This window comes from Streptomyces sp. NBC_00667, assembly GCF_036226825.1.
Taxonomy (GTDB): domain Bacteria; phylum Actinomycetota; class Actinomycetes; order Streptomycetales; family Streptomycetaceae; genus Streptomyces.
The window spans coordinates 4,365,792-4,387,449 of record NZ_CP109022.1 but is presented as its reverse complement, the minus strand read 5'-3'; the positions used below and the strand labels follow the sequence as shown (position 1 = coordinate 4,387,449).

At 69.9% G+C, this 21,658-nt stretch carries 15 protein-coding genes; 4 read left to right on the top strand and 11 right to left on the bottom strand.

The features are described from left to right. Positions 1–22: 22 nt before the first annotated feature. From OHA81_RS20505 to OHA81_RS20465, 9 genes are all read right to left on the bottom strand, one after another. Entirely contained in the window at positions 23–1,651 is a 1,629-nt protein-coding gene (locus tag OHA81_RS20505) for a peptide ABC transporter substrate-binding protein (RefSeq protein ID WP_329197984.1), read from the bottom strand. A 105-nt stretch (positions 1,652–1,756) separates the two neighbouring features. Next, a complete protein-coding gene (locus OHA81_RS20500) occupies positions 1,757–2,695 on the bottom strand; it encodes a GNAT family N-acetyltransferase (protein WP_329197982.1) in 939 nt (312 codons plus the stop codon). A 134-nt stretch (positions 2,696–2,829) separates the two neighbouring features. Further along, on the bottom strand, positions 2,830–3,975 hold the full coding sequence (locus OHA81_RS20495; RefSeq protein ID WP_329197980.1) for an ABC transporter ATP-binding protein: 1,146 nt from the start codon (positions 3,973–3,975) through the stop codon (positions 2,830–2,832). Beyond that, the gene (locus tag OHA81_RS20490) at positions 3,968–5,023 is read right to left on the bottom strand and encodes an ABC transporter ATP-binding protein (protein ID WP_329197978.1); all 1,056 of its coding nucleotides are present in this window, start codon (positions 5,021–5,023) and stop codon (positions 3,968–3,970) included. The genes OHA81_RS20495 and OHA81_RS20490 overlap by 8 nt, the downstream gene beginning before the upstream one ends. A gap of 17 nt (positions 5,024–5,040) precedes the next feature. Then, entirely contained in the window at positions 5,041–5,961 is a 921-nt protein-coding gene (locus OHA81_RS20485; RefSeq protein WP_329197976.1) for an ABC transporter permease, read from the bottom strand. Between the two features lie 31 nt (positions 5,962–5,992). Then, positions 5,993–6,916, bottom strand: coding sequence for an ABC transporter permease (locus OHA81_RS20480; protein WP_329197974.1), 924 nt, complete (start codon positions 6,914–6,916; stop codon positions 5,993–5,995). Between the two features lie 171 nt (positions 6,917–7,087). Continuing rightward, on the bottom strand, positions 7,088–8,728 hold the full coding sequence (locus tag OHA81_RS20475; protein ID WP_329197972.1) for a peptide ABC transporter substrate-binding protein: 1,641 nt from the start codon (positions 8,726–8,728) through the stop codon (positions 7,088–7,090). 436 nt (positions 8,729–9,164) lie between these two features. Then, on the bottom strand, positions 9,165–11,069 hold the full coding sequence (gene typA / locus OHA81_RS20470) for a translational GTPase TypA (RefSeq protein ID WP_329197970.1): 1,905 nt from the start codon (positions 11,067–11,069) through the stop codon (positions 9,165–9,167). Between the two features lie 427 nt (positions 11,070–11,496). Continuing rightward, complete coding sequence (locus tag OHA81_RS20465) at positions 11,497–13,962, bottom strand: ABC transporter family substrate-binding protein (protein WP_329197967.1); 2,466 nt, start codon at positions 13,960–13,962, stop codon at positions 11,497–11,499. Positions 13,963–14,341: 379 nt separating this feature from the next. Here OHA81_RS20465 and OHA81_RS20460 point away from each other — a divergent pair, with 379 nt between their 5' ends. From OHA81_RS20460 to OHA81_RS20445, 4 genes are all read left to right on the top strand, one after another. Next, on the top strand, positions 14,342–14,563 hold the full coding sequence (locus OHA81_RS20460) for a hypothetical protein (RefSeq protein ID WP_329197966.1): 222 nt from the start codon (positions 14,342–14,344) through the stop codon (positions 14,561–14,563). Between the two features lie 103 nt (positions 14,564–14,666). Then, entirely contained in the window at positions 14,667–15,503 is an 837-nt protein-coding gene (locus OHA81_RS20455) for a hypothetical protein (protein WP_329197964.1), read from the top strand. Between the two features lies 1 nt (position 15,504). Next, positions 15,505–17,439, top strand: a complete 1,935-nt coding sequence (locus OHA81_RS20450; RefSeq protein WP_329197962.1) for a fumarate reductase/succinate dehydrogenase flavoprotein subunit — start codon at positions 15,505–15,507, stop codon at positions 17,437–17,439. Continuing rightward, a complete protein-coding gene (locus OHA81_RS20445; protein ID WP_329197960.1) occupies positions 17,436–18,209 on the top strand; it encodes a succinate dehydrogenase/fumarate reductase iron-sulfur subunit in 774 nt (257 codons plus the stop codon). The genes OHA81_RS20450 and OHA81_RS20445 overlap by 4 nt, the downstream gene beginning before the upstream one ends. Positions 18,210–18,309: 100 nt before the next feature. Here the strand turns inward: OHA81_RS20445 and OHA81_RS20440 are convergent, their stop codons facing one another. Continuing rightward, the gene (locus OHA81_RS20440; protein ID WP_443056595.1) at positions 18,310–20,934 is read right to left on the bottom strand and encodes a SpoIIE family protein phosphatase; all 2,625 of its coding nucleotides are present in this window, start codon (positions 20,932–20,934) and stop codon (positions 18,310–18,312) included. Between the two features lie 149 nt (positions 20,935–21,083). Then, on the bottom strand, positions 21,084–21,512 hold the full coding sequence (locus OHA81_RS20435; protein ID WP_329197958.1) for an ATP-binding protein: 429 nt from the start codon (positions 21,510–21,512) through the stop codon (positions 21,084–21,086). Between the last annotated feature and the right edge of the window lie 146 nt (positions 21,513–21,658).

The window sequence follows — 21,658 nt, the reverse complement described above, 5'->3', positions numbered from 1 at the left end:
CCAGGATCGGTCCGAAGGCGGGTCAGCTGACCTTGATCTCGTTGTAGACCGGGACGCTGAACTGGTTGAGGGTGACGTCGGAGATCCGTTCGGAGTGCCCGGCGCTGCCGTTCTGGTACCAGAGCGGGATGGAGGGCATCTGTTCGCCGAGGATCTTCTCCGCGTCCTGGAACTTGGCGATCGCCTTGGCCGCGTCGCTCTCCTGGTTGGCCTCGTCGATGAGCTTGTCGAAGTCCGGGTTGCTGAACTTGCCGTAGTTGGAGGAGGCGCCGGTGTAGTAGAGCGGCTCCAGGAAGTTCTGGATCAACGGGTAGTCGGCCTGCCAGCCGGAGCGGAAGGGGCCGGTCAGCTTGAAGGCGCTCTGCTGGTTGCGGAAGTCGGCGAAGGTACCGACCGGGTTGACGGTGCAGACGGGGCCTTCGCCGATGGCGTTGTTGATGCTGTTGCAGACGGCGTCCATCCACTCGCGGTGCGAGCCCGTGTCCACGTTGGACGTCAGCGTGACCTTGCCGCCGGGAATCCCGCCGGCGTCCTGGATGAGCTTCTTGGCCGCCACCGGGTCGTAGGTGCACAGGTCGCCGCAGACGTCCTTGAAGCCGCCCTTGGCGCCGAGGGCCGGGGAGGTCCAGTCCTTGGCGGGGGTGCGGGTCTCGCGGAAGATCTGCCGGGTGATCTCGTCACGGTTGATGGCGCGCGAGATGCCCTGGCGGACCTTCTCCATCCCGGCCTTGCCCCAGTTCGGGTCGTACAGGGGGAAGGTGAGGGTCTGGATGATGAGGGCCGGCTGGTTGATGTAGCGGTCCCCGAGGTCGTTCTTGACGTTCTTGAGCTGCTGCGCGGGCACGTCGTCGACGAGGTCGAGGTTGCCGGAGATCAGATCGGTGTAGGCGGTGTTGTTGTCGGTGTAGACCTTGAGGTCCACACCTCCGTTCTGCGCCTTGTCGGGGCCCGGGTAGCCGTCCCACTTGCGCAGCTTCATGCCGGTGCCCTTGGTGTACGAGTCCACCGTGTACGGGCCGTTGCCCACGGGCTTGTTCAGCCAGGCGGCGTGGTCGGTGAAGAAGGACTTGGGCAGCGGGGAGAAGGCCTGGTAGCCGAGGGTCTCGGGCCAGGTGGAGAACTTCGCCTTCAGGGCGACCGTGAAGGTCTTGGCGTCCTTGACGACGAGCCCGGACATCGTCTTGGCCTTCGGCTCGCCGGAGGCCGGGTGCAGGTCGGCGTATCCGACGATGTCCGCGAAGAAGGGCGCGTTGTTCTGTTTGTTGCGCACGTCCGCCGCGTAGTTCCAGGCGTCCACGAAGGACTGGGCGGTGACCGGCTCGTCGTTGCTGAACTTCCAGCCGTCCTTCAAGGTGATCGTGAAGTTCTGGCTGTCGGTCGTGTCGATCTTGTCGGCGAGCATGTTGACGGCCTCGCCCGTCTTCGGGTCGTACCGCTTGAGGCCCCGGAAGAGCATGTCGAGGACCTTGCCGCCCTGCACCTCGTTGGTGTTGGCCGGCTCCAGCGGGTTCTGCGGGTCACCCCAGGAGGAGCTGACGATGCCCGCGTCCCCGCCGCCCGCGCCGCTGTCGCTTCCGCCGCCGCAGGCCGTCGCCGCGAGGGCGACGGCCGCCGCGCATGCGGCCCACTTGACGTGGGTGGCTCCGCGCATGGAGTGCCTCCTAGGTCCCAAGACTCACGTAGGCCCCAATGTCACCCCAGGTGGGGGCCTGCGCACTCATGGTTGGACCGATTGCACCCGGGCGATACGCGCGCGTCACCCCTGTGGGTGCAAACCAAGCTCCCAGGTGTCGAGGGCGTAGTGCGGCCGCATGCCGTGCGCCTCGTAGAGCGCCAACGCGCCGGTTTCGTTGCCGGTGTCGACGCCGAGGCCCACGGTGTTCCGGCAGCGTCCGGCGTAGACGGCGAAGGCGTGGCGCAGCAGGAATCCGCCGATGCCCCGCTCCCGTACGTCCTCGCGTACGCCGAGGTGGCTGATCCAGCCCATGCCGGTGTGGTCGTCGCGGGTGAGGAGGACGGCTACGTCGCCCCGCGCGGGCAGGGCCGCGATCCAGACCAGGGTCCAGTCCAGCCCGCGGGCGTCGAGGTGGTCGAGCCAGGGCTCGTACGCCCGCTCCACGTGCCCGAAGTGCGCGGCGAAGGTCTCCTCCACCAGGGCGTGCGCCCGCCGCCGGTCGGCCTCGTCCGTGCCGCAGTGGCGCAGCGTCAGCCCTGCCGGGGGCCGCGGCGCCGGGTCCCCCGACCGGTCCAGCGGGCGGGTCATGACCTGGTGGCGGCGCACGGTGCGGTAGCCGCGCCGGGCCAGGACCCCCGGGTGGAGGGCGGGTTCCGCGTTCAGCTGGATGCGCAACACGGCGCCCCGGTCGGCGCCCGCCATCCGCCGGGCCCGGATCTCCATCAGCTCCAGCAGCCGCACGGCCGCCCAGGTGTGGCCGGGCAGGACGTAGTGGTCGCCGTCGACCCTGCCGGGCCCGGAGTCGGCCCGGACCAGCGCGTAGGCGACGGGCCGGCCGCCCTGGAGGGCGAGCCAGGAGTCGGTGGCGAGGTGCACGAGGGGGTGGTGGAGGTCGGCCTCGACGCTGCCGAGGTCCGTCTCCGGTCTGCCGATCTCGATCACGTCGACGGCGTTGAGCAGCGCACAGATGTCGGCGGCGTCCCCCGGCCCGGCGGGGCGGACGGTCAGCGTGTCGGTCATCCGGACACTCTCGGCCGGGCCCCGGCGCGGCCGCAACCGCCTCCGCCCGAGTACCGGAGCCGAAAACGCGGGCGCGCCCGGCACCGGAGGAATCCGGTGCCGGGCGCGCCCCGTGGAACGTACGCCTCGTGGGATCAGACGGCCAGGATGGCCTTCTCCTCCGCGAAGTGGCAGGCCGACTCGTGCGCGGCCGGGGTGTTCACGGTCTTGAAACGCTCCGGGACCGCCAGCAGCGGCTCCTCGGTCGCGCACTTGTCCTCGGCCTTCCAGCAGCGGGTGCGGAAGCGGCAGCCCGACGGCGGGTTGGCCGGCGACGGGACGTCACCGGTGAGGATGATCCGCTCGCGGCCCTCGCGGGCCTCCGGGTCGGGGACCGGGACGGCCGACAGCAGCGCCTGCGTGTACGGGTGCGTCGGGTGGTCGTAGATCTGGGCGTCGGTGCCGATCTCGGCCATCTTGCCCAGGTACATGACGCCGACGCGGTCCGAGATGTGCCGGACGATCGACAGGTCGTGCGCGATGAAGATGTAGGAGAGGTTGAACTCGTCCTGCAGCTTCGCCATCAGGTTGATGACCTGCGCCTGCACCGACACGTCGAGCGCGGAGACCGGCTCGTCGCAGATGATGATCTCCGGGTTGAGCGCGAGGCCGCGGGCGATGCCGATGCGCTGGCGCTGGCCGCCGGAGAACTGGTGCGGGTACCGGTTGATGTACTCCGGGTTCAGGCCCACGACGTCCAGGAGCTCCTGGACCTTGCGGCGCCGGTCGCCCTTGGGAGCCACCTCGGGGTGGATCTCGTACGGCTCGCCGATGATGTCGCCGACCGTCATGCGCGGGTTCAGCGAGGTGTACGGGTCCTGGAACACCATCTGGATGTTGCGGCGCACGGCCTTGAGGGCCTTGCCGGACAGCTTGGTGATGTCCTGGCCCTTGTAGAAGACCTCGCCGGACGTCGCCGTCTCCAGCAGCATCAGCAGCTTGGCGACGGTCGACTTGCCGCAGCCCGACTCGCCGACGATGCCGAGGGTCTCGCCCTGGTGCAGGTCGAAGGAGACCCCGTCGACCGCGCGGACGGCGCCGATCTGCTTCTTGAACAGGATGCCCTGGGTCAGCGGGAAGTGCTTGACCAGGTTGCGCACCTGCAGGATGGGCTCGCCGCGGTCGACGGGCGCCTCGATGGCGGCCAGGGCCGCCGTCTCGGTCGCCGCGTCGACGACCTCGACCTCGCTGATACCGGGGGTCGCGTCCACGGCGTCATCCTTCTTGTCCAACTCAGCCATGGAGCTGCTCCTCCCGGAAGTGGCAGGCGCTGATGCGGCCGGCCAGCTCGGTGCCGTCCTGCTCGGCCACCGGCAGCAGGGCCGGGACCTCGGTGCGGCAGATGTCCTGCGCCTTCGGGCAGCGCGGGTTGAAGGCGCAGCCCGAGGGGGTCTTGAGCAGGTTGGGCGGCAGGCCCTTGATCGCGTAGAGCTCCTGGCCCTTCTGGTCCAGGCGCGGGATCGAGTCCAGCAGCCCTCGGGTGTACGGGTGCGCGGGGCGCTTGTACAGCTCGTGGACCGGTGCCTGCTCGACGATGCGGCCCGCGTACATGACGGCGATCTTGTCGGCCACGTCGGCGACGACGCCGAGGTCGTGGGTGATCAGGATCAGACCCATGTTGTACTCGCGCTGCAGGTCCGCCAGCAGGTCCATGACCTGGGCCTGGACCGTCACGTCGAGCGCCGTGGTGGGCTCGTCCGCGATGATCAGGTCCGGCTCCAGGGCGAGCGCCATGGCGATCATGATGCGCTGGCGCATACCGCCGGAGAACTGGTGCGGGTAGTCGTTGACCCGGCTGCGGGCCGCCGGGATCTTCACCCGGTCCATCAGCTCGATGGACTTGGCCTTGGCGTCCTTCTTCGACATGCCCTGGTGGACGCGGAACATCTCGCCCAGCTGGTTTCCGACGGAGAAGACCGGGTTCAGCGCCGACAGCGCGTCCTGGAAGATCATCGCCATCTTGGGGCCGCGCAGCTTGCGCCGCTCGCTCTCCGGGAGCTGGAGGATGTCCTGCCCCTGGAAGAGGATCTCTCCCTTGGAGACCCGCCCGGGGGGCGAGTCGAGGATGCCCATGATGGCCTGCGCGGTCACGGACTTGCCGGAGCCGGACTCGCCGAGCACGGCCAGCGTCTCGCCCGAGGACACGCTGTAGTTGACGCCGTTGACGGCCTTGACGATGCCTTCGCGGGTCTTGAACTCGACGTGCAGGTCGCGCACTTCGAGTACGGGGCCCTCGGCGCCCCCACCCCTCTGGCGGGGCACTTCTGCGGTGATGCTTGAAGTAGTCATGTGATGGTGCCGCCCTTCTAGCGCAGCTTCGGGTCAAGGGCGTCGCGGAGCCCGTCACCAACGAAAACGAAGCCGAGAACCGTCAGCACGATCGCGATGCTGGGGTACGTCCAGAGGTAGTCCTTGACGCCCATGAAGTCCTTGGCGGCGGCGAGCATGTTGCCCCACTCCGGGACCTCCGGGCTCACGCCCACGCCCAGGAAGGACAGCGAGGCCTCGGCCACGATGGCGCCACCGACGTTGAAGGCGGCGTAGGCCATCACGGCGGCGATGGAGTTGGGAAGGATGTGACGCAGGATGATCCGGCGGGTGTTGGCACCCAGCGCGCGCGCCGCCAGCACGTAGTCGGCCTCGCGGACCGACAGGATCGAGCTGCGCAGCAGGCGGGAGACCGTCGGCCAGGAGAACACGGCCAACGAGATGATCACCGGTGTCACTCCGCGGCCCATCACGATGATGATCACGATGGCGCCGATGAGCAGCGGGAAGGCGAAGAAGACGTCGGCGATGCGCATCAGCACCGAGTCGGTGCCGCGACCGAAGTAACCGGCCAGCGCGCCGACGACGATGCCGATGACGCAGGCCAGGAAGATCGAGGCGAGACCGACGACGACGGCGATGCGGCTGCCGTAGAGGATGCGCGAGAGCTGGTCGCGGCCGAGCGCGTCAGTGCCGAGGAGGTGGTCGCCGCCCGGACCCTGCAGCGTGTTGGTGAGGTCCTGGGCGTACGGGTCGTGCGGGGACAGCAGGGGCGCGAATATCGCGACCAGGAAGAGCAGCGCGACCAGCACGAGGCCGACGACTGCGAGCTTGTTGGCCAGGAAGCGGTGGCGGATCTCGCCCCACTGCGTGACGCGGGCGATCGCCGGCTCGGCGGGGGCTGCCGGCGCCGTTTGAGCGGGCCCCGCCCCAGCTGTGCTCTTGGTGAGCTCGGACATGGGTGTGACTCCTAGAACAGGCTGCCTGGAATCAGGCGAGACGGATGCGCGGGTCGAGGACCGCGTACAAGAGGTCGACGATCAGGTTGAGCAGAACGAACACGGCGACGCCGAAGCTCACCACGCCGATGATGATCGGGTTGTTCTGCTGCTGGACCGCTTGCACGAGCGCGAGTCCGATGCCGTCCCAGTTGAAGATCGCCTCGGTGATGAGCGCACCGCCGAGCAGCGTTCCGAACGAGATGCCGAGGTAGGTGACGACCGGGATGATCGAGTTGCGCATCACATGCTTGAAGAGCACCGTCCGCCGGGGCAGACCCTTGGCGATGGCCGTCTTGACGTAGTCGGCGCGCAGCACCTCCAGCATGGTGCCGCGCATGAGGCGGGCGACCAGTGCGGCGTCGAGGATCGCCAGGGTGAAGGCCGGAAGGATCAGGGAGTTGAACGATCCGTCGGAGATCAGGGGGAACCAGGGCAGCTCCACCACGAACGCCTTCTGCAGCACCATGCCGATGACGAAGGACGGGAATCCCACGGCCATCGTCGTGAGCAGCGTGATCAACACGTCCCAGAACGAGTATCTGAACAGCGCCGCGACCAGGCCCGCCAGGAGGCCGATCACGATGTCGATGACGATGGCGGTGATGGCCAGCTCGGCGGTGTTGACGAGCTTGGGCTGCAGGATCTCGGTCACCGGTCGGCGCTGGGTGAAGTCCTCGCCGAGGTCACCCTGGGCCAGGTTCTTCACGAAGTTCCCGTACTGGACGGGGAGCGGATCGTTGAGTCCGTAGCGCTCCCTGAGCTGTTCGACGACAGCCGGGTCGCGGGCCTTGTCACCGCCGAGCGAACCCACGGGGTCGCCGGGGAGGACGAACAGACAGCAGAAGAGCACGACCGTCGCACCGAAGAGGACGACCACCATCTGCCCGAGCCGGCGGATCACATATCTGCCCACGATGCCTCCTTCACATACTGAGCGTGGGAATGGGCGGCGTCATCCGATCGGGAGAGGGGCCGCCGCCGGGCGCCGGTTAAGGGGTGCGCCCGTGACTGAACGAAGGCCGTGGAGAGAGGAAGTAGCTCCGCCCCCACGGCCTTCGCTTACCTGCTGTGTGTGGAGGGGCCGCTACTTGAGCGAGATCTCCGCGAGGGTCGGGTCCTCGTAGAAGTCCATCTTGATGTTCTTGAACTTCTTGCTGTTGACCAGGCGGTACTGGGTGCGCTGCCACAGCGGGATGACGCCCTGGTCGGTGTCGACCGCGAGCTTCTCGGCCTGCTTGTACAGCGCGGCGCGCGCGGCGTCGTCCTTGGTGGCCTTGGCCGTGACGAGCAGCTTGTCGAACTCCGGGTTGGAGTAACGGCCGCGGTTGTCGCCCTGCGCCTTGCCCGTCGCCGGGTCCTCACCGATGCCGGTGGTGCTCAGCAGCGGGGTCATGAAGTTGTCCGCGGTCGGGTAGTCGGCGGTCCACGCCTGACGCCACAGACCGGAGGTCGCCTTGTCCTGCTGGGTGGCCAGCGCCTCCTTGAACGGCTTGCCGTCCAGCTTGACGTCGAGACCGAGGACGTCCTTGAGCTGCTGCGCGACGGCCTGGACCCACTCTTCGTGGCCGGCGCCGGTGTTGTAGCCGAAGTTGACGACGGTGCCCGGCTTGAGGCCGCCCTTCTCGGCGAACTCCTTGGCCTTCGCCACGTCCTGCTTGACGCAGGAGGAGCAGACACCGGCCTGGTAGACGTCGGCGAACGACGGCGGCAGGAAGGCCGAGGCCGGCTTCTGCAGACCCTGGAAGACGCCCTTGGCGATCGCCTCGCGGTCGATCGCGTACGAGATCGCCTTGCGCGCGTCCGGATTGTTGAAGGGCGCGTTCTGGTTGAAGATGTTCAGGTAGTTGATGCCGGAGAAGTCACCGGAGATCCACTCGCCCTGCGGGTCGTACTTGGCCTTGGCCGAGGTCAGCTGCGGCGTGGGCATACGGGCGTAGTCGAACTGACCCGACTGGAAGCCCTGGTACTCCAGCGTGGAGCCGTTGGCCGGGTTCAGGATCTTCGCCTCGACCTTGGCGAGGTGCGCCTTCTCCAGGCCGTAGTCGTCGTTGCGGACCAGCGTGATCGACGTGTTGTGCTGCCACGGGCTCGTCATCTTGAACGCGCCGTTGCCGATGGGCTGGTCGTTGAACGCCTTGTTGTCACCGGCGCCGGCCACCTTCGGCACGGGGCTGAAGACGGAGTGCGCGGTCTTCTTGACGAACTCGAAGTCCGGGATGGACAGCTCCACCTTGAGGGTGGTCGCGTCCACGGCCGTCAGGCCGGCGAACTTGTCGCTCTTGCCGCTGTGGAGGTCCTCGTAGCCGGCGATGTCGGCCATGTGGTACGAGACGTCGGAGGCGGACGCCTTGGCGGAAACGCGGGTCCAGCCACGGACGAAGGACTCGGCGTCGACCGGCTCACCGTTGGTGAACTTGGTGCCGGCCTTGATCTTGAACGTCCAGGTCTTGCCGTCGTCGCTCGGCGTGCCGGACTCGGCCAGCTTCGGGATCAGCTTGCCGTCGTTGGACGTGTCGTACAGCCCGGTGAAGAGCGCACGGGCGATGACGATGCCCTCCGACTCCTGTGCGTTCACGGGGTCGATGGCGGTCGGCTCGGTGATACCGAAGCGGAACGTACCGCCTGATTCACCATCAGCCTTGGTGTCGCCACCGCCACACGCCGTGGCAGACATCGCCACGATGACGGCACCCACGACCCACTTGGCGCTCGTTGCTCCGCGCATGGGTAATTGCCTCCTCAGGAGTCACTGTCGATAGTGATGGGCCGTCCCCGCTGACACCCCTGACAGCGAAATCCGGTCCCGTCGTGTGTGCTCGTGAGTCGACGCTCCCCACAGCGTGTGACCCATTGACCCGAGCTCAATGGAGCAATCCTCGGCGACACCCAGACCGTAAACCACACTTACGGGGTCTCGTTTTCACAACATCACCGCATGGCGAAAACCCGAAATCCGGACAAACGGATAGGAGACAGACACGTGCGAAACGGACGGTTAGCTCACCATCCGGTGCGTCACGGTCGGTATGCGGACGCCGGGAGCGCCAAATCCGCTTGACAAAAGCGAACAGCCCCTCCCCTCACGGACATCGTGAGGGAAGGGGCCGGTCGACCGATCGGCTTTCAGCCGCCGCAGCAGCGGGGCTCGTTCAATCGGGTTGTCACTTACCGGACTTGGCGCGCGACGCGGTGCGCGAGCGCTCCTTCTGGTCCAGGACGACCTTGCGGATGCGGACCGCCTCCGGGGTCACCTCGACGCACTCGTCGTCGCGGCAGAACTCCAGGGACTGCTCCAGGGAGAGCCTGCGGGGCGGCACCACGTTCTCGGTGTTGTCCGCGGAAGCCGCACGCATGTTGGTGAGCTTCTTCTCCTTGGTGATGTTCACGTCCATGTCGTCGGAGCGCGAGTTCTCACCGACGATCATGCCCTCGTACACCTCGGTACCGGGCTCGGTGAACAGCACACCGCGCTCCTGGAGGTTGATCATGGCGAAGGGCGTGACCGCGCCGGCGCGGTCGGCGACCAGCGAACCGTTGTTACGGGTCACCAGCGGGCCGAACCACGGCTCGTGGCCCTCGTGGATCGAGTGGGCGATACCGGTGCCGCGGGTGTTCGTCAGGAACTCCGTGCGGAAGCCGATGAGGCCGCGGGACGGGACGACGAACTCCATGCGGACCCAGCCGGAGCCGTGGTTCGACATGTTGTCCATGCGGCCCTTGCGGACGCCCATGAGCTGCGTGACGGCGCCCATGTGCTCCTCGGGCACGTCGATCGTCATGCGCTCGACCGGCTCGTGCACCTTGCCGTCGATCTCCTGGGTGACGACCTGCGGCTTGCCGATGGTCAGCTCGAAGCCCTCGCGGCGCATCTGCTCGACCAGGATGGCCAGCGCGAGCTCACCACGGCCCTGGACCTCCCAGGCGTCCGGACGCTCGGTGTCGAGCACGCGGAGCGAGACGTTGCCGATGAGCTCGCGGTCCAGGCGGTCCTTGACCTGGCGGGCGGTGACCTTGCGGTCCTTGACCGCGGACTTGGCGTCCGCGCCCTTGCCCGTGCCGCCGCGACCGACGAGCGGCGAGGTGTTGGTGCCGATGGTCATGGAGATGGCCGGCTCGTCCACCGAGATCAGCGGCAGCGCGATCGGGTTCTCCGGGTCGGCCAGCGTCTCGCCGATCATGATCTCCGGGAAACCGGCCACCGCGCAGATGTCACCGGGGCCGGCGACCTCCGCCGGCTTGCGGGTCAGGGCTTCGGTCATCATCAGCTCGGTGATGCGGACGTTGGAGATCGTGCCGTCACGCTTGATCCACGCGACGGTCTGGCCCTTGCGCAGCTCGCCCTGCTCGACGCGCACCAGGGCGATGCGGCCGAGGAAGTTGTCGGCGTCCAGGTTGGTGACGTGGGCCTGGAGGGGGGCCTCCTCGTCGTACACCGGGGCGGGGACGTGCTCCAGGATGGTGGAGAAGAACGGCTCCAGGCTGTCGCTGTCCGCGGGGACGGTGCCGTCCTCCGGCTTGGTCAGCGAGGCGATGCCGTCACGGCCGCAGGCGTAGACGATCGGGAACTCGATCTGCTCCTCGGTCGCGTCCAGGTCCAGGAACAGGTCGTACGTCTCGTTGACGACGTCGTCGATCCGGGAGTCCGGGCGGTCGGTCTTGTTGATGCAGAGGATGACCGGCATCTTCGCCTGCAGGGCCTTGCGCAGGACGAAACGGGTCTGGGGCAGCGGACCCTCGGAGGCGTCCACCAGCAGGACGACCGCGTCCACCATCGACAGACCGCGCTCGACCTCACCACCGAAGTCGGCGTGGCCGGGGGTGTCGATGATGTTGATCGTGATGGGCGCCCCGCCGTCCTTGGGGTGGTACTTCACCGCCGTGTTCTTGGCGAGGATCGTGATGCCCTTCTCACGCTCCAGGTCGTTCGAGTCCATCATGCGGTCGTCGAGGTGCTGGTGGGCGGCGAAGGCACCGGCCTGCTTGAGCATGGCATCGACGATGGTCGTCTTGCCATGGTCGACGTGGGCGACGATGGCGACGTTACGGATGTCGTGGCGCGTGGGCACTTCGGCGCTTCTCCCGGGATCGTGGATGGCGGCGCGTACGGTCCGGCACGCGAGCCTTTGAGCCGGGCGGAAACCTGCCACGGCCTTACCCCATCGTACGTCGAATGGCGGGAACCGCCTGCCGTGGGGTCTGTCAAGAGGCCGGACGACTGAGCGGGGCCGGGTGTGGAGTGGGGTGCCGCGGCCTCGGCAGTCGCCCGCATCCACCTGGGATTCATGCGGGTCAACGGGTACTCACGACCTTGCCCGCCGGGTGTCCGGCGGGCAAGGCAATTGAGTCACATCTGAGCTTGTGACCCGTGGGTCAACCCGCTCGGCACCTCTGCGTCACCACTTCTTCCCCCTGTGTGCTCCTCCTGGGCTCCTCCTGGGCTCCTCCTGTGCTCTCCCGGGGTCCCCACGCTCCTCGGCCGGTTCTCGTTCCCCGCTACTTCTTGTTCTTCCCGCCGGGCGCGTCCGCCTTCTTCCATCCGATGTCCTGGAAGCGGGGGGTGCCGAGGCCGAAGGCGCCCGCGTTGACCAGGTTCGGCTTGACGGCCACCAGCTCCGGGCGCTGGTAGAGCGGGATGGACCCTGCGGCGGCCCAGATCCGGGCGTCCGCCTTGCGGATCAACTCGCGGGACTGGTCCTCGTCCAGCTCGCCCAGCGCCTGGTCGAAGAGCTGGTCGATGTGGTCGGTGCCCACGCGGGTGTAGTTCTGCTCCACGAGCAGCGACCCGTCGGCGGCCGGCGCCGGCTTGGCGAAGATGGGCCGGGCGTCGGTGGCGGGGTAGGCGGTCGCGGGCCAGGAGTAGAGGGCGAGGTCGTACTGGCCCGAGGCGATGTGGTCCTTGAAGAAGCTCTCGTCGGCGACCTTGGTCAGCTCGGTCTGGATGCCGACCTTCTGGAGCATCTGGGAGATCCGCTCGCCCACCGTGCGCAGGGCCTCCGAACCGGGGCCCGACGGGAGCACGAACCGCAGGGTCAGCGGCTTGCCGTCCTTGGCGAGCGGGGCGCCGGCCCGGTTCTGCTTGGCCGGTGCCGCCGGGGCGGGGCTGGCCGTCGCCGGGGCCTGGGCGGGATCCTTGGCGTCGGCTGAGTCCTTCGCGTCCGCGGCGTCGGCGGCGTCCTTGGCGTCCGCGCCCTCCTCGCCGTCCCGGGCCGCCGCGGCCCGCTTGGCGTCGTCCACGACCTTCGCCGCCTGGGCCAGCAGGGCCCGCTCCTGCTGGGCCGCGAGCGGCGCCGGGGCCAGCACCGGCGAGGGCCGGCCGGCGGCGTCCGGCGCGAAGCGGTCCGCGTCCGCGATCTCCCCGTCCGGGGCGTAGAGCCCCTCGGGCAGGCTCGCCTCGGCGGGCAGCATGCCCGCGCGGCGCAGGCCGCCGTGGGTCAGGTGGTCGCCGGGGCTGCCCGTCCGGGCCCGGCCGGCGCCCGCGGGCTTGTCGTCGCCGTTGCGGTCGTCCTGGCCCACGATGTACAGGCCGTCGTTGCCCGTGCCCGGCCCGGCGGGGGTCTTGCCGTCGTCCTTCGCGGTCCCCTCCTCGCCCTCCGGGCCCGCCTTGGCCGCCGGCTCCTTGATCTTCCCGCCCCGGTGCCACCCCGCGTCGGCGAGCAGCGCCTGCGCGGCCTGGGTGTCCTGGCCGCCGAGGGCGTCGCTGTTGTCGGCGTACGCACGCTGCCCGGCCAGCGCCAGGTGGCTGCCGACGGGCTTCGCGGGCAGTCCGAGCGGCTTGAGCACCGTCTCGGCGAGGGCCTTGCGGTCGATGGCCCGGGCCACCGCGCGCCGGACCCGCTCGTCGGACAGGGGCCCCGAGGCGCCGTTCATGGCCAGTTGCGTGTAGGCCGGCTCCAGGGACTTGCGGACGGTGAAGCCGCGCAGGGCCGCCTGCTCGTCGGCGTACTTCTTGGCCGCGTCCGCGTTCCTGGCCCGGCGCTCCTGCTCCTCCCGGGCCCGGTTCTCGTCGGCGCCGTAGGCGATCGCCCAGGACGAGGTTGCCTCCGCGGCCGTCACCGAGGCGCCGGGCCCGTGGGCGCCGCCCGGGTCGCCCGCGTCCCGGTGGGCGAGCGCGATCCGGTCGACGCCCGCGCGGTCGATCTCCGCCAGGTCGAGCCGGCCCGCGGCGAGGGCGGCCGGGCGCTCGGAGCGGGGCACGGCGGTCAGGACGAGGCTGTCCAGCTTGGCCGGGCGGCCCCACCAGCGGGCGTTGCGGGTCAGCGCCGCGGTGCCGGTCTTCTTGTCGATGGTGCCGAGGTTGAAGGGTCCGGCGGTGACCTTGAGGGCGCCGCGCGCCCCCTCGTTGAAGGACTCGGGGGTGCCGGTGACCTGCTTCGGGTAGAGCGGGCTGAACAGCGAGCGCCAGTCGGTGTACGGCTTGGCGAAGGTGACCTTCACCTCCAGGTCGTTCTTGCCGCGCTCGATCTTCTCGATCCGGTCGTAACCCGCGTTGCGCGCGGTCCAGTACGCCGAGTCCTTGCCGTTCAGGGCCCGCCACTGGGCGACGAAGTCGGCGGCGCCGATCTCCCGGCCGTCGCTCCACACCGCCTGCTGGTTCAGCTTGTACAGCACGACCTGCTTGGGCTCCCGGGCGACGATCTCCGCCTTCTCCAGGTAGTCGGGATCGGCCACCGGCCGTCCCTTGTCGTCGAGCGTGAAGAGTTGCGGCAGCACCGCCCCGGCGATCCGGGACGTGGTGGCGTCGGCGTCGGCCTGGAAGGTGTTCAGGGTGTCCGGCAGGGTGTCGACGGCCCAGCGCAGCACCCCGCCGTCGGCGACCCGGTCGCGCGCCGTCGCCGCGATGTCCTGGCCGGCCGCGACCGGACCGCCCTCGTCTTCACCCGCGCCGCAGCCCGCGAGCAGCGGCAGTGCGAGGACTCCCGAGGTCAGGAGCGCCAAGGACCTGCGCCTTCTCTGGGTCATGGGTGGTACCTCCGGGGCGGGGCGTGGGGGTGAGCCTGAGCGTGGAGCTTGATCAATTTGGCGGTATATGGAGCTGATCACACTGCGTGCGAAACCCACTGAAATCGACGGCGCTCCGAGTGCCCCGGAGGGGAACCGCGCCACGCCGCGAACCCCACCCGTGCGGACCAATCCGGCTTGCGTCAGGGGGGTGATCGCAGCGATCGCCGCAGGAGCGTTCCCCCGTTCGAGGGATGAGAATGGGGGCAGGGAGGGGCGCACACATCGCGCCTGTGCGCCCGCAATCGCTGCACGTCCCTTCACAACGGGGGAAGGGAAGAGCGACACTCGCAGGCGCCCAGGAGCAATGCCACCGCACGCGCGGAAGTGAGGGCACCTCATGTCCCTGCAAGACGATTTGACCGCCGTACGACGGAACCTGAACGAGCTGGTCCGCTCGGTCGAGCGGCTGGAGCGCGACGTCGCCCGCCAGGGCCCGGCCGCCTCCGGGCCCGCCGGGAGGGAGGGCATGGTCACCGTCCCGGACACCCCGTACGACAGCTCGCTGTGGACGGATTCCGACGACGAGGGCCTCGGCGCCCGTGACCGCCGGGCGCCCTGACCCGGCATACTCCCCCGCACATCCACACCCCATCTGACCCGGCCGGCGCAGCGCGCGGCCGGGTCTCCTGGGCCACCCCTCATCACTCCACCCGGAGTCCCCCTTGGCCACAGGCACGGACTTGCCCCCATCCCACCGGCCCCCGCAGGCCGGCGGCGTCCACGGACCCTTCCGGGCCGCGATCGCGGCCCCGCACCTGCGGACCGACCGGTGGTGGCTCTCGCCCGCCGGCACCGCGGCCGGACTGCTCGCCTTCATCGCGTACTCGACCTGGCGGGCCTTCGCTAACGCCGACTACTACGCGGCCCCCTACGTCTCGCCCTTCTACTCCCCCTGCCTGGCGGAGAACTGCACGGTGATGCGCGGCGGGCCCAACCTGGACGTGTTCGGCAGCTGGTGGGGTCTGTCCCCCGCCCTGCTGATCCTGATCTTCCCGCTCGGCTTCCGGCTGACCTGCTACTACTACCGCAAGGCCTACTACCGGGGCTTCTGGGCCTCGCCGCCCGCCTGCGCCGTCGCCGAGCCGCACTCCGCGTACACGGGCGAGACCCGGTTCCCGCTGATCCTGCAGAACCTGCACCGGTACTTCTTCTACGCGGCGCTGCCGGTCGCGGCGATCCTCACGTACGACACCGCGCTGACCTTCCGCAACGACCGCTACGAGTGGGGCCACATGGGCCTCGGCACGCTGGTGTTCCTCGTCAACATCGTGCTGATCTGGGCCTACACCCTCTCCTGCCACTCCTGCCGGCACATCATCGGCGGCCGTCTCAAGCACTTCTCCAAGCATCCCGTCCGCTACCGGCTGTGGGGCTGGGTGAGCCGGCTGAACGCCCGCCACATGCAGCTGGCCTGGGCGTCGCTGATCAGCGTCGCCCTGTGCGACCTGTACGTCTACCTGGTGGCCAGCGGCGCCTTCACCGACCCGAGGATCTTCTGACATGGCTCAAGTCGACCGGCAGCAGTGGGACGTGGTCGTGGTCGGCGCGGGCGGCGCCGGGCTGCGGGCCGCGATCGAGGCCCGCGAACGCGGCGCCCGTACGGCGGTGATCTGCAAGTCCCTCTTCGGCAAGGCCCACACGGTGATGGCCGAGGGCGGGATCGCCGCCTCCATGGGCAACGTCAACGAGGGCGACAACTGGCAGGTGCACTTCCGCGACACCATGCGCGGGGGCAAGTTCCTCAACCAGTGGCGCATGGCGGAGCTGCACGCGAAGGAGGCGCCCGACCGGGTCTGGGAGCTGGAGACCTGGGGTGCCCTGTTCGACCGGACTCCGGACGGGAAGATCTCGCAGCGCAACTTCGGCGGCCACGAGTACCCGCGCCTCGCCCACGTCGGGGACCGCACCGGCCTGGAGCTGATCCGCACCCTCCAGCAGAAGATCGTGGCACTCCAGCAGGAGGACTTCAAGGAGTACGGGGACTACGAGGCCCGGCTCAAGGTCTTCCAGGAGTGCACGGTCACGAGGGTCTTGAAGAGCGGGTCCGCCGGCGGCTCCGACGCGGGTGCGGAGCCGAGGGTCTCGGGGGTCTTCTGCTACGAGCGCGAGACGGGCCGGTTCTTCGTACTGGAGGCCCCGGCGGTGGTGCTGGCCACGGGCGGGATCGGCAAGTCCTTCAAGACGACCTCCAACTCCTGGGAGTACACCGGCGACGGCCACGCGCTGGCCCTGCTCGCCGGGGCGCCGCTGGTGAACATGGAGTTCGTGCAGTTCCACCCGACCGGAATGGTCTGGCCGCCCTCGGTGAAGGGCATCCTCGTCACCGAGTCGGTGCGCGGCGACGGCGGGGTGCTGCGCAACAGCGAGGGCAAGCGGTTCATGTTCGACTACATCCCGGACGTCTTCAAGGAGAAGTACGCGCAGACCGAGGACGAGGGCGACCGCTGGTACGAGGACCCGGACAACAACCGGCGCCCGCCCGAGCTGCTGCCGCGCGACGAGGTGGCGCGTGCCATCAACTCCGAGGTCAAGGCCGGGCGCGGGTCACCGCACGGCGGGGTGTTCCTGGACGTGTCCACGCGGATGCCGGCCGAGACCATCAAGCGGCGGCTGCCCTCGATGTACCACCAGTTCAAGGAGCTGGCGGACGTGGACATCACCGCGGAGGCGATGGAGGTCGGCCCGACCTGCCACTACGTGATGGGCGGGATCGCGGTGGAGTCGGACACCGCCGCCACCCCGGGCGTGCCGGGGCTGTTCGCGGCCGGTGAGGTGGCGGGCGGCATGCACGGCTCGAACCGGCTGGGCGGCAACTCCCTCTCCGACCTGCTGGTGTTCGGCCGACGGGCGGGGCTGCACGCGGCGCAGTACGCCTCCGCACTGGCCGCTCCCCCGGCCGTCTCCCAGGCGGAGGTGGACGCGGCGGCCGCGGAGGCGCTGGCCCCCTTCCACGCCGACGAGGGCGCGGAGAACCCGTACACGCTCCACCAGGAGCTCCAGACGGCCATGAACGACCTGGTCGGCATCATCCGCCGCGAGGCGGAGATGGCCGAGGCGCTGGAGCGGCTGCGCGGGCTGCGGGCGCGGGCCGCCCGGGCCGGGGTCGAGGGCCACCGCCAGTTCAACCCGGGCTGGCACCTGTCGCTGGACCTGCGGAACATGCTGCTGGTCAGCGAGTGCGTGGCACGGGCCGCCCTGGAGCGCACGGAGAGCCGTGGCGGCCACACCCGCGAGGACTGCCCGTCGATGGAGCGGGACTGGCGGCCGGTGAACCTGCTGTGCCGGCTCGTGGAACCCGCGGCCGGCGACGGCCCGGACGCGGACCGGATCCGCCTGGAGCGGACCCGTACCGAACCCATCCGCCCTGATCTGCTCGCCCTCTTCGAAAAGGACGAGCTGGCCAAGTACCTCGCCGAAGAGGAGCTCTACGAGTGACTACCTACGACGCCCGCTTCCGGATCTGGCGGGGCGACGCGGAGGGCGGTGGGCTGCGGGACTTCACCGTCGCGGTGAACGACGGCGAGGTGGTGCTGGACATCGTCCACCGCTTGCAGGCCACGCAGGCCTCGGACCTCGCCGTCCGCTGGAACTGCAAGGCGGGCAAGTGCGGCTCGTGCAGCGCGGAGGTCAACGGCCGGCCGCGGCTGATGTGCATGACCCGCATGTCCACCTTCTCGCGGGAGGAGACCATCACGGTGACCCCCCTGCGGGCCTTCCCGGTGATCCGCGACCTGGTGACGGACGTGTCCTTCAACTACTCCAAGGCGCGGGAGGTGCCGGCCTTCGTGCCGCCGCCCGGGGTCGCGGCGGGCGCGTACCGGATGCAGCAGGTGGACGTGGAGCGCTCGCAGGAGTTCCGCAAGTGCATCGAGTGCTTCCTGTGCCAGGACACCTGCCATGTGGTGCGTGACCACGAGGAGAACAAGAGCGCGTTCGCCGGTCCGCGGTTCCTGATGCGGGTCGCGGAGCTGGACATGCATCCGCTGGACGCGGCCGCCGGGGAGGGCCTGGACCGCAAGCGCACGGCGCAGGAGGAACACGGGCTGGGCTACTGCAACATCACCAAGTGCTGCACGGAGGTCTGCCCCGAGGGCATCAAGATCACCGACAATGCGCTGATCCCGCTGAAGGAGCGGGTGGTGGACCGCAAGTACGACCCGCTGGTGTGGCTGGGGAACAAGATCCGCCGGCGCTCGGAGGCTTAGCACCCCGCTGTTCCCTCCACCGGACACGGTGCCCCCCGGGGACGTCATCGACGTGGCGCCGGGGGCACCCGCGGTGCGGGCGGGGGTCACCCGTGCCCGCTCAGCCGTACATGCCGAGCAGTTGCTCCGCCGACAGTTCGGTCACCGGTTCGGCGGCTGCGCCCGGCAGCGGGAGTTCGAACCACACCGTCTTGCCCCGGTGGGTGCGCCGCGTGCCCCACCCGGCGGACAGCAGCCCGACCAGTTGGAGCCCGCGGCCGCCCTCGTCGGTGTCGCGGGCCCGGCGCCGGCGCGGCTGCGCCAGGTTCGCGTCCCACACCTCGCAGACCAGGGTGCGGTCCAGCAGCAGCCGCAGCCGGATCTCCCCCTCCCCGTACCGCAGGGCGTTGGTCACCAGCTCGCTCACCAGCAGCTCGGTGGTGTCCAGCAGCCCCTCCAGGCCCCACGCCGGCAGCTTCGCCCGCGCCAGTTCCCGGGCGCGTCCCACCGAGCGGGCCTCGCGCGGCAGCTGCCAGTCCCCGACCGCGTCGACCGGGAGCCCCTGCACCCGTGCCATCAACAGCGCGATGTCGTCCTCGCCGTGCCGGGTCTCCAGGGTGTTCAGCACGTGGTCGCAGACCTCCTCCAGCGGGCGGGCCGGGTCGGCCAGCGCGTCGCGCAGCCCGCTCAGGCCCTCCTCCAGCGGATGGTCCCGCGATTCGACGAGCCCGTCGGTGTACAGGGCGAGCAGGGCCCCCTCGGGGAGGTCGATCTCCACCTCCTCGAACGGTTCGCCGCCCACGCCCAGCGGCATCCCGGGCGGCACCTCCAGCAGCAGCCCGGGCCGGGGCGCGACGCCCTCCTCGGGGGGTTCGACCAGGACCGGCGGCATGTGGCCGGCGTTGGCGATGGTGCAGCGCCGGGTCACCGGGTCGTAGACGGCGTAGACGCAGGTGGCGAGGTAGACCTCCGAGCGGTCGGCGTCGCGCGAGTGCAGCGCCGCCCGCGAGGCCTGCTGTGCGCCTCCGGGGGCGCCGAGGCCGCGGGCGACCTCGTCCAGCGCGGAGAGCACCTCGGCCGGCTCCAGGTCCAGCAGGGCCAGTGTCCGTACGGCGGTCCGCAGTTCACCCATCGCGACGGCGGCGCGCAGCCCCCGGCCCATCACGTCCCCGACGACCAGCGCCGTGCGGTGCCCGGGCAGTTCGATGACGTCGAACCAGTCGCCGCCGACCTCGGTCGCCGCGTTCCCGGGCAGGTAGCGGCAGGCGATGTCCAGGCCGGCCGCCTCGGGGTCGCCGGGGGGCAGCAGGCTCCGCTGGAGGATCAGTGCCCGCTCGTGCTCGCGCCGGTAGAGGCGGGCGTTGTCGATGCAGACGGCGGCGCGCGCGGCGAGTTCCACCGCGACGGCCCGGTCGCGTTCGCCGAACGGTTCGCTGCCCTTCGTGCGGGAGAACTGGGCGAGTCCGACCACCGTGTCGTGGGCGAGCATCGGCACGACCAGCGTCGACTGCACGAGGTCGTCGCTCCCGGCACCCTCGACGAGCCGGGGCCTGGCCGTCCGCAGGGCCAGCGCGCCCGGCGACCCGGCCGGGTAGCGGTGGACCTCTCCTACGGAGACCAGCGCGCCCGGCCCCGACAGCGGGGCGTCGGACACGGCGGAGGCGAAGGCCACCCTCCGCAGCGGCGCGGACGGCGCGCGCCCGGAGCCCTGCCCGGGCACGGCCGGCAGCTCCCGCCGCCGGCCCTGCGGCCGGGCCGGGCGGTCGTCGTCGCCGAGCAGCAGCCCCTGGTAGAGGTCGACCGCGGCCAGGTCGCAGAAGCCGGGGACGGTGACGTCGAGGAGTTCCCGGGCGGTGGTCTCCAGGTCGAGGGAGTTGCCGATCCGGTGCCCGGCCTCGTTGAGGAGGGCGAGGTTGCGCCGGACCCCGGCGGCTTCACGGGCCGCGAGGTGGCGGCGGGTGACGTCGATGCCGATCCCCGCGATACCGATGGGACTGCCGGTGCCGTCGTGCACCCGGTAGAGGTTGATCGACCAGTGGCGGTCCTCGCGGCTGCGCGGGGTGGCGCCGGTGATCCGCAGGTCGTTGACGGACTCGCCGGTCTCCAGCACCCGCCGCAGGGCCTCGGCCATCCGGTCGGCCTCGTGCGGCGGCAGGTAGTCGTGGACCGTGCGGCCCCGGTGCTCCTCGGCCGCGCCGCCGAACACGGTCGCGAAGCGGCGGTTCGCGCGCTGCACCGTGAGGTCCGTACCGAACAGCAGGAAGCCGAAGGGAGATTGACCGAATATGGCCTGCGAGGCGGCGAGGTCGGATTCGATCCGGCGCAGCTGGCGTACGTCGACGACGACGCACAGGGCGGCTCGCCGGCCCGTCTCCGTGCGGGTGGGCATCACGTAGATCTCGGCGACGCCGTGCGCGCCGTCCCCGCCGGGGATGCGGAAGGGGATGAGGCCGGTCCACTCCTCGCCGTCGAGGATCTCGGCGACCTTGCGGTGACCGCCGGCCCGCAGCTCCGGCGGCATGAAGGCGTCGACCGGGTCGCGTCCCACCGCCTGCGCGGCGGTCAGCCCGAAGAGCTCCTCGGCGCGCAGACTCCACTGGTCGATGAGACCGTCCGGTCCGATCGAGAAGGAGGCGACTCTTATGTAGTCATATATCGAGCCAGGCGGGCTGCTGTGCCACAGGGAGTCGTGCCACGTCTCCCCGCGCTCGCGGGCCTGATGTGCCTGTGCAGGTATCTCGCTCACGCGACCGTCCCCTCCAGCTCACCGCAACCGGACCGGCCATGACCGAAGTATTCAGCACCACGGCCCGGGACGGCACGGCGTTCACGATCACAAAAAGGTCCCGTTGTTTTTGAGCCATTGTGGATGGTGGTCGGCAACCCTTCTCCTTGTTACTCACCAGGAAGTGCCAACTCGAACCACACGGTCTTGCCCGACTTCCCGTGCCGCGTGCCCCAGCGGCGCGCCGACATGGCCACGAGGTGCAGGCCCCGGCCTCCCTCGTCGTCGGGGTTCGCGACCCGCTCACGGGGCGGATCCGGAAGCGGATCGGAAACCTCCACGATAAGCGCCGGACCCGTGGCGGTGTCCCCGGTGTCGGGTCCGCGCCTCTCCAGGCGCACGCCGATGGGGCCGGAAGCGTAGCGCAGGGAGTTGGTCACCAGCTCGCTGACCAGCAAGACGGTGACGTCACCGACGGAGTCCAGACCCCAGGCGCGCAGCTTTCCGCGCACGGCGTGGCGAGCGGTGCGGACGGAACCGGGCTCGGCCGGGAAGGCCCACTCGGCGCACTCACCGTCTGTGTCGATCACGCCGATCACTTCCCGGGCCGCGGCGACCCCAGTCGGGTTCAGCAGGGACGTTTCGGAGACGAGATACGGATTAATAGCGACATACCCGATATCCGAGGCGTCGTACCACGCGTTCGTCCACCACCGGCGCACTGTGGCGCAGACGGCCTACAGCG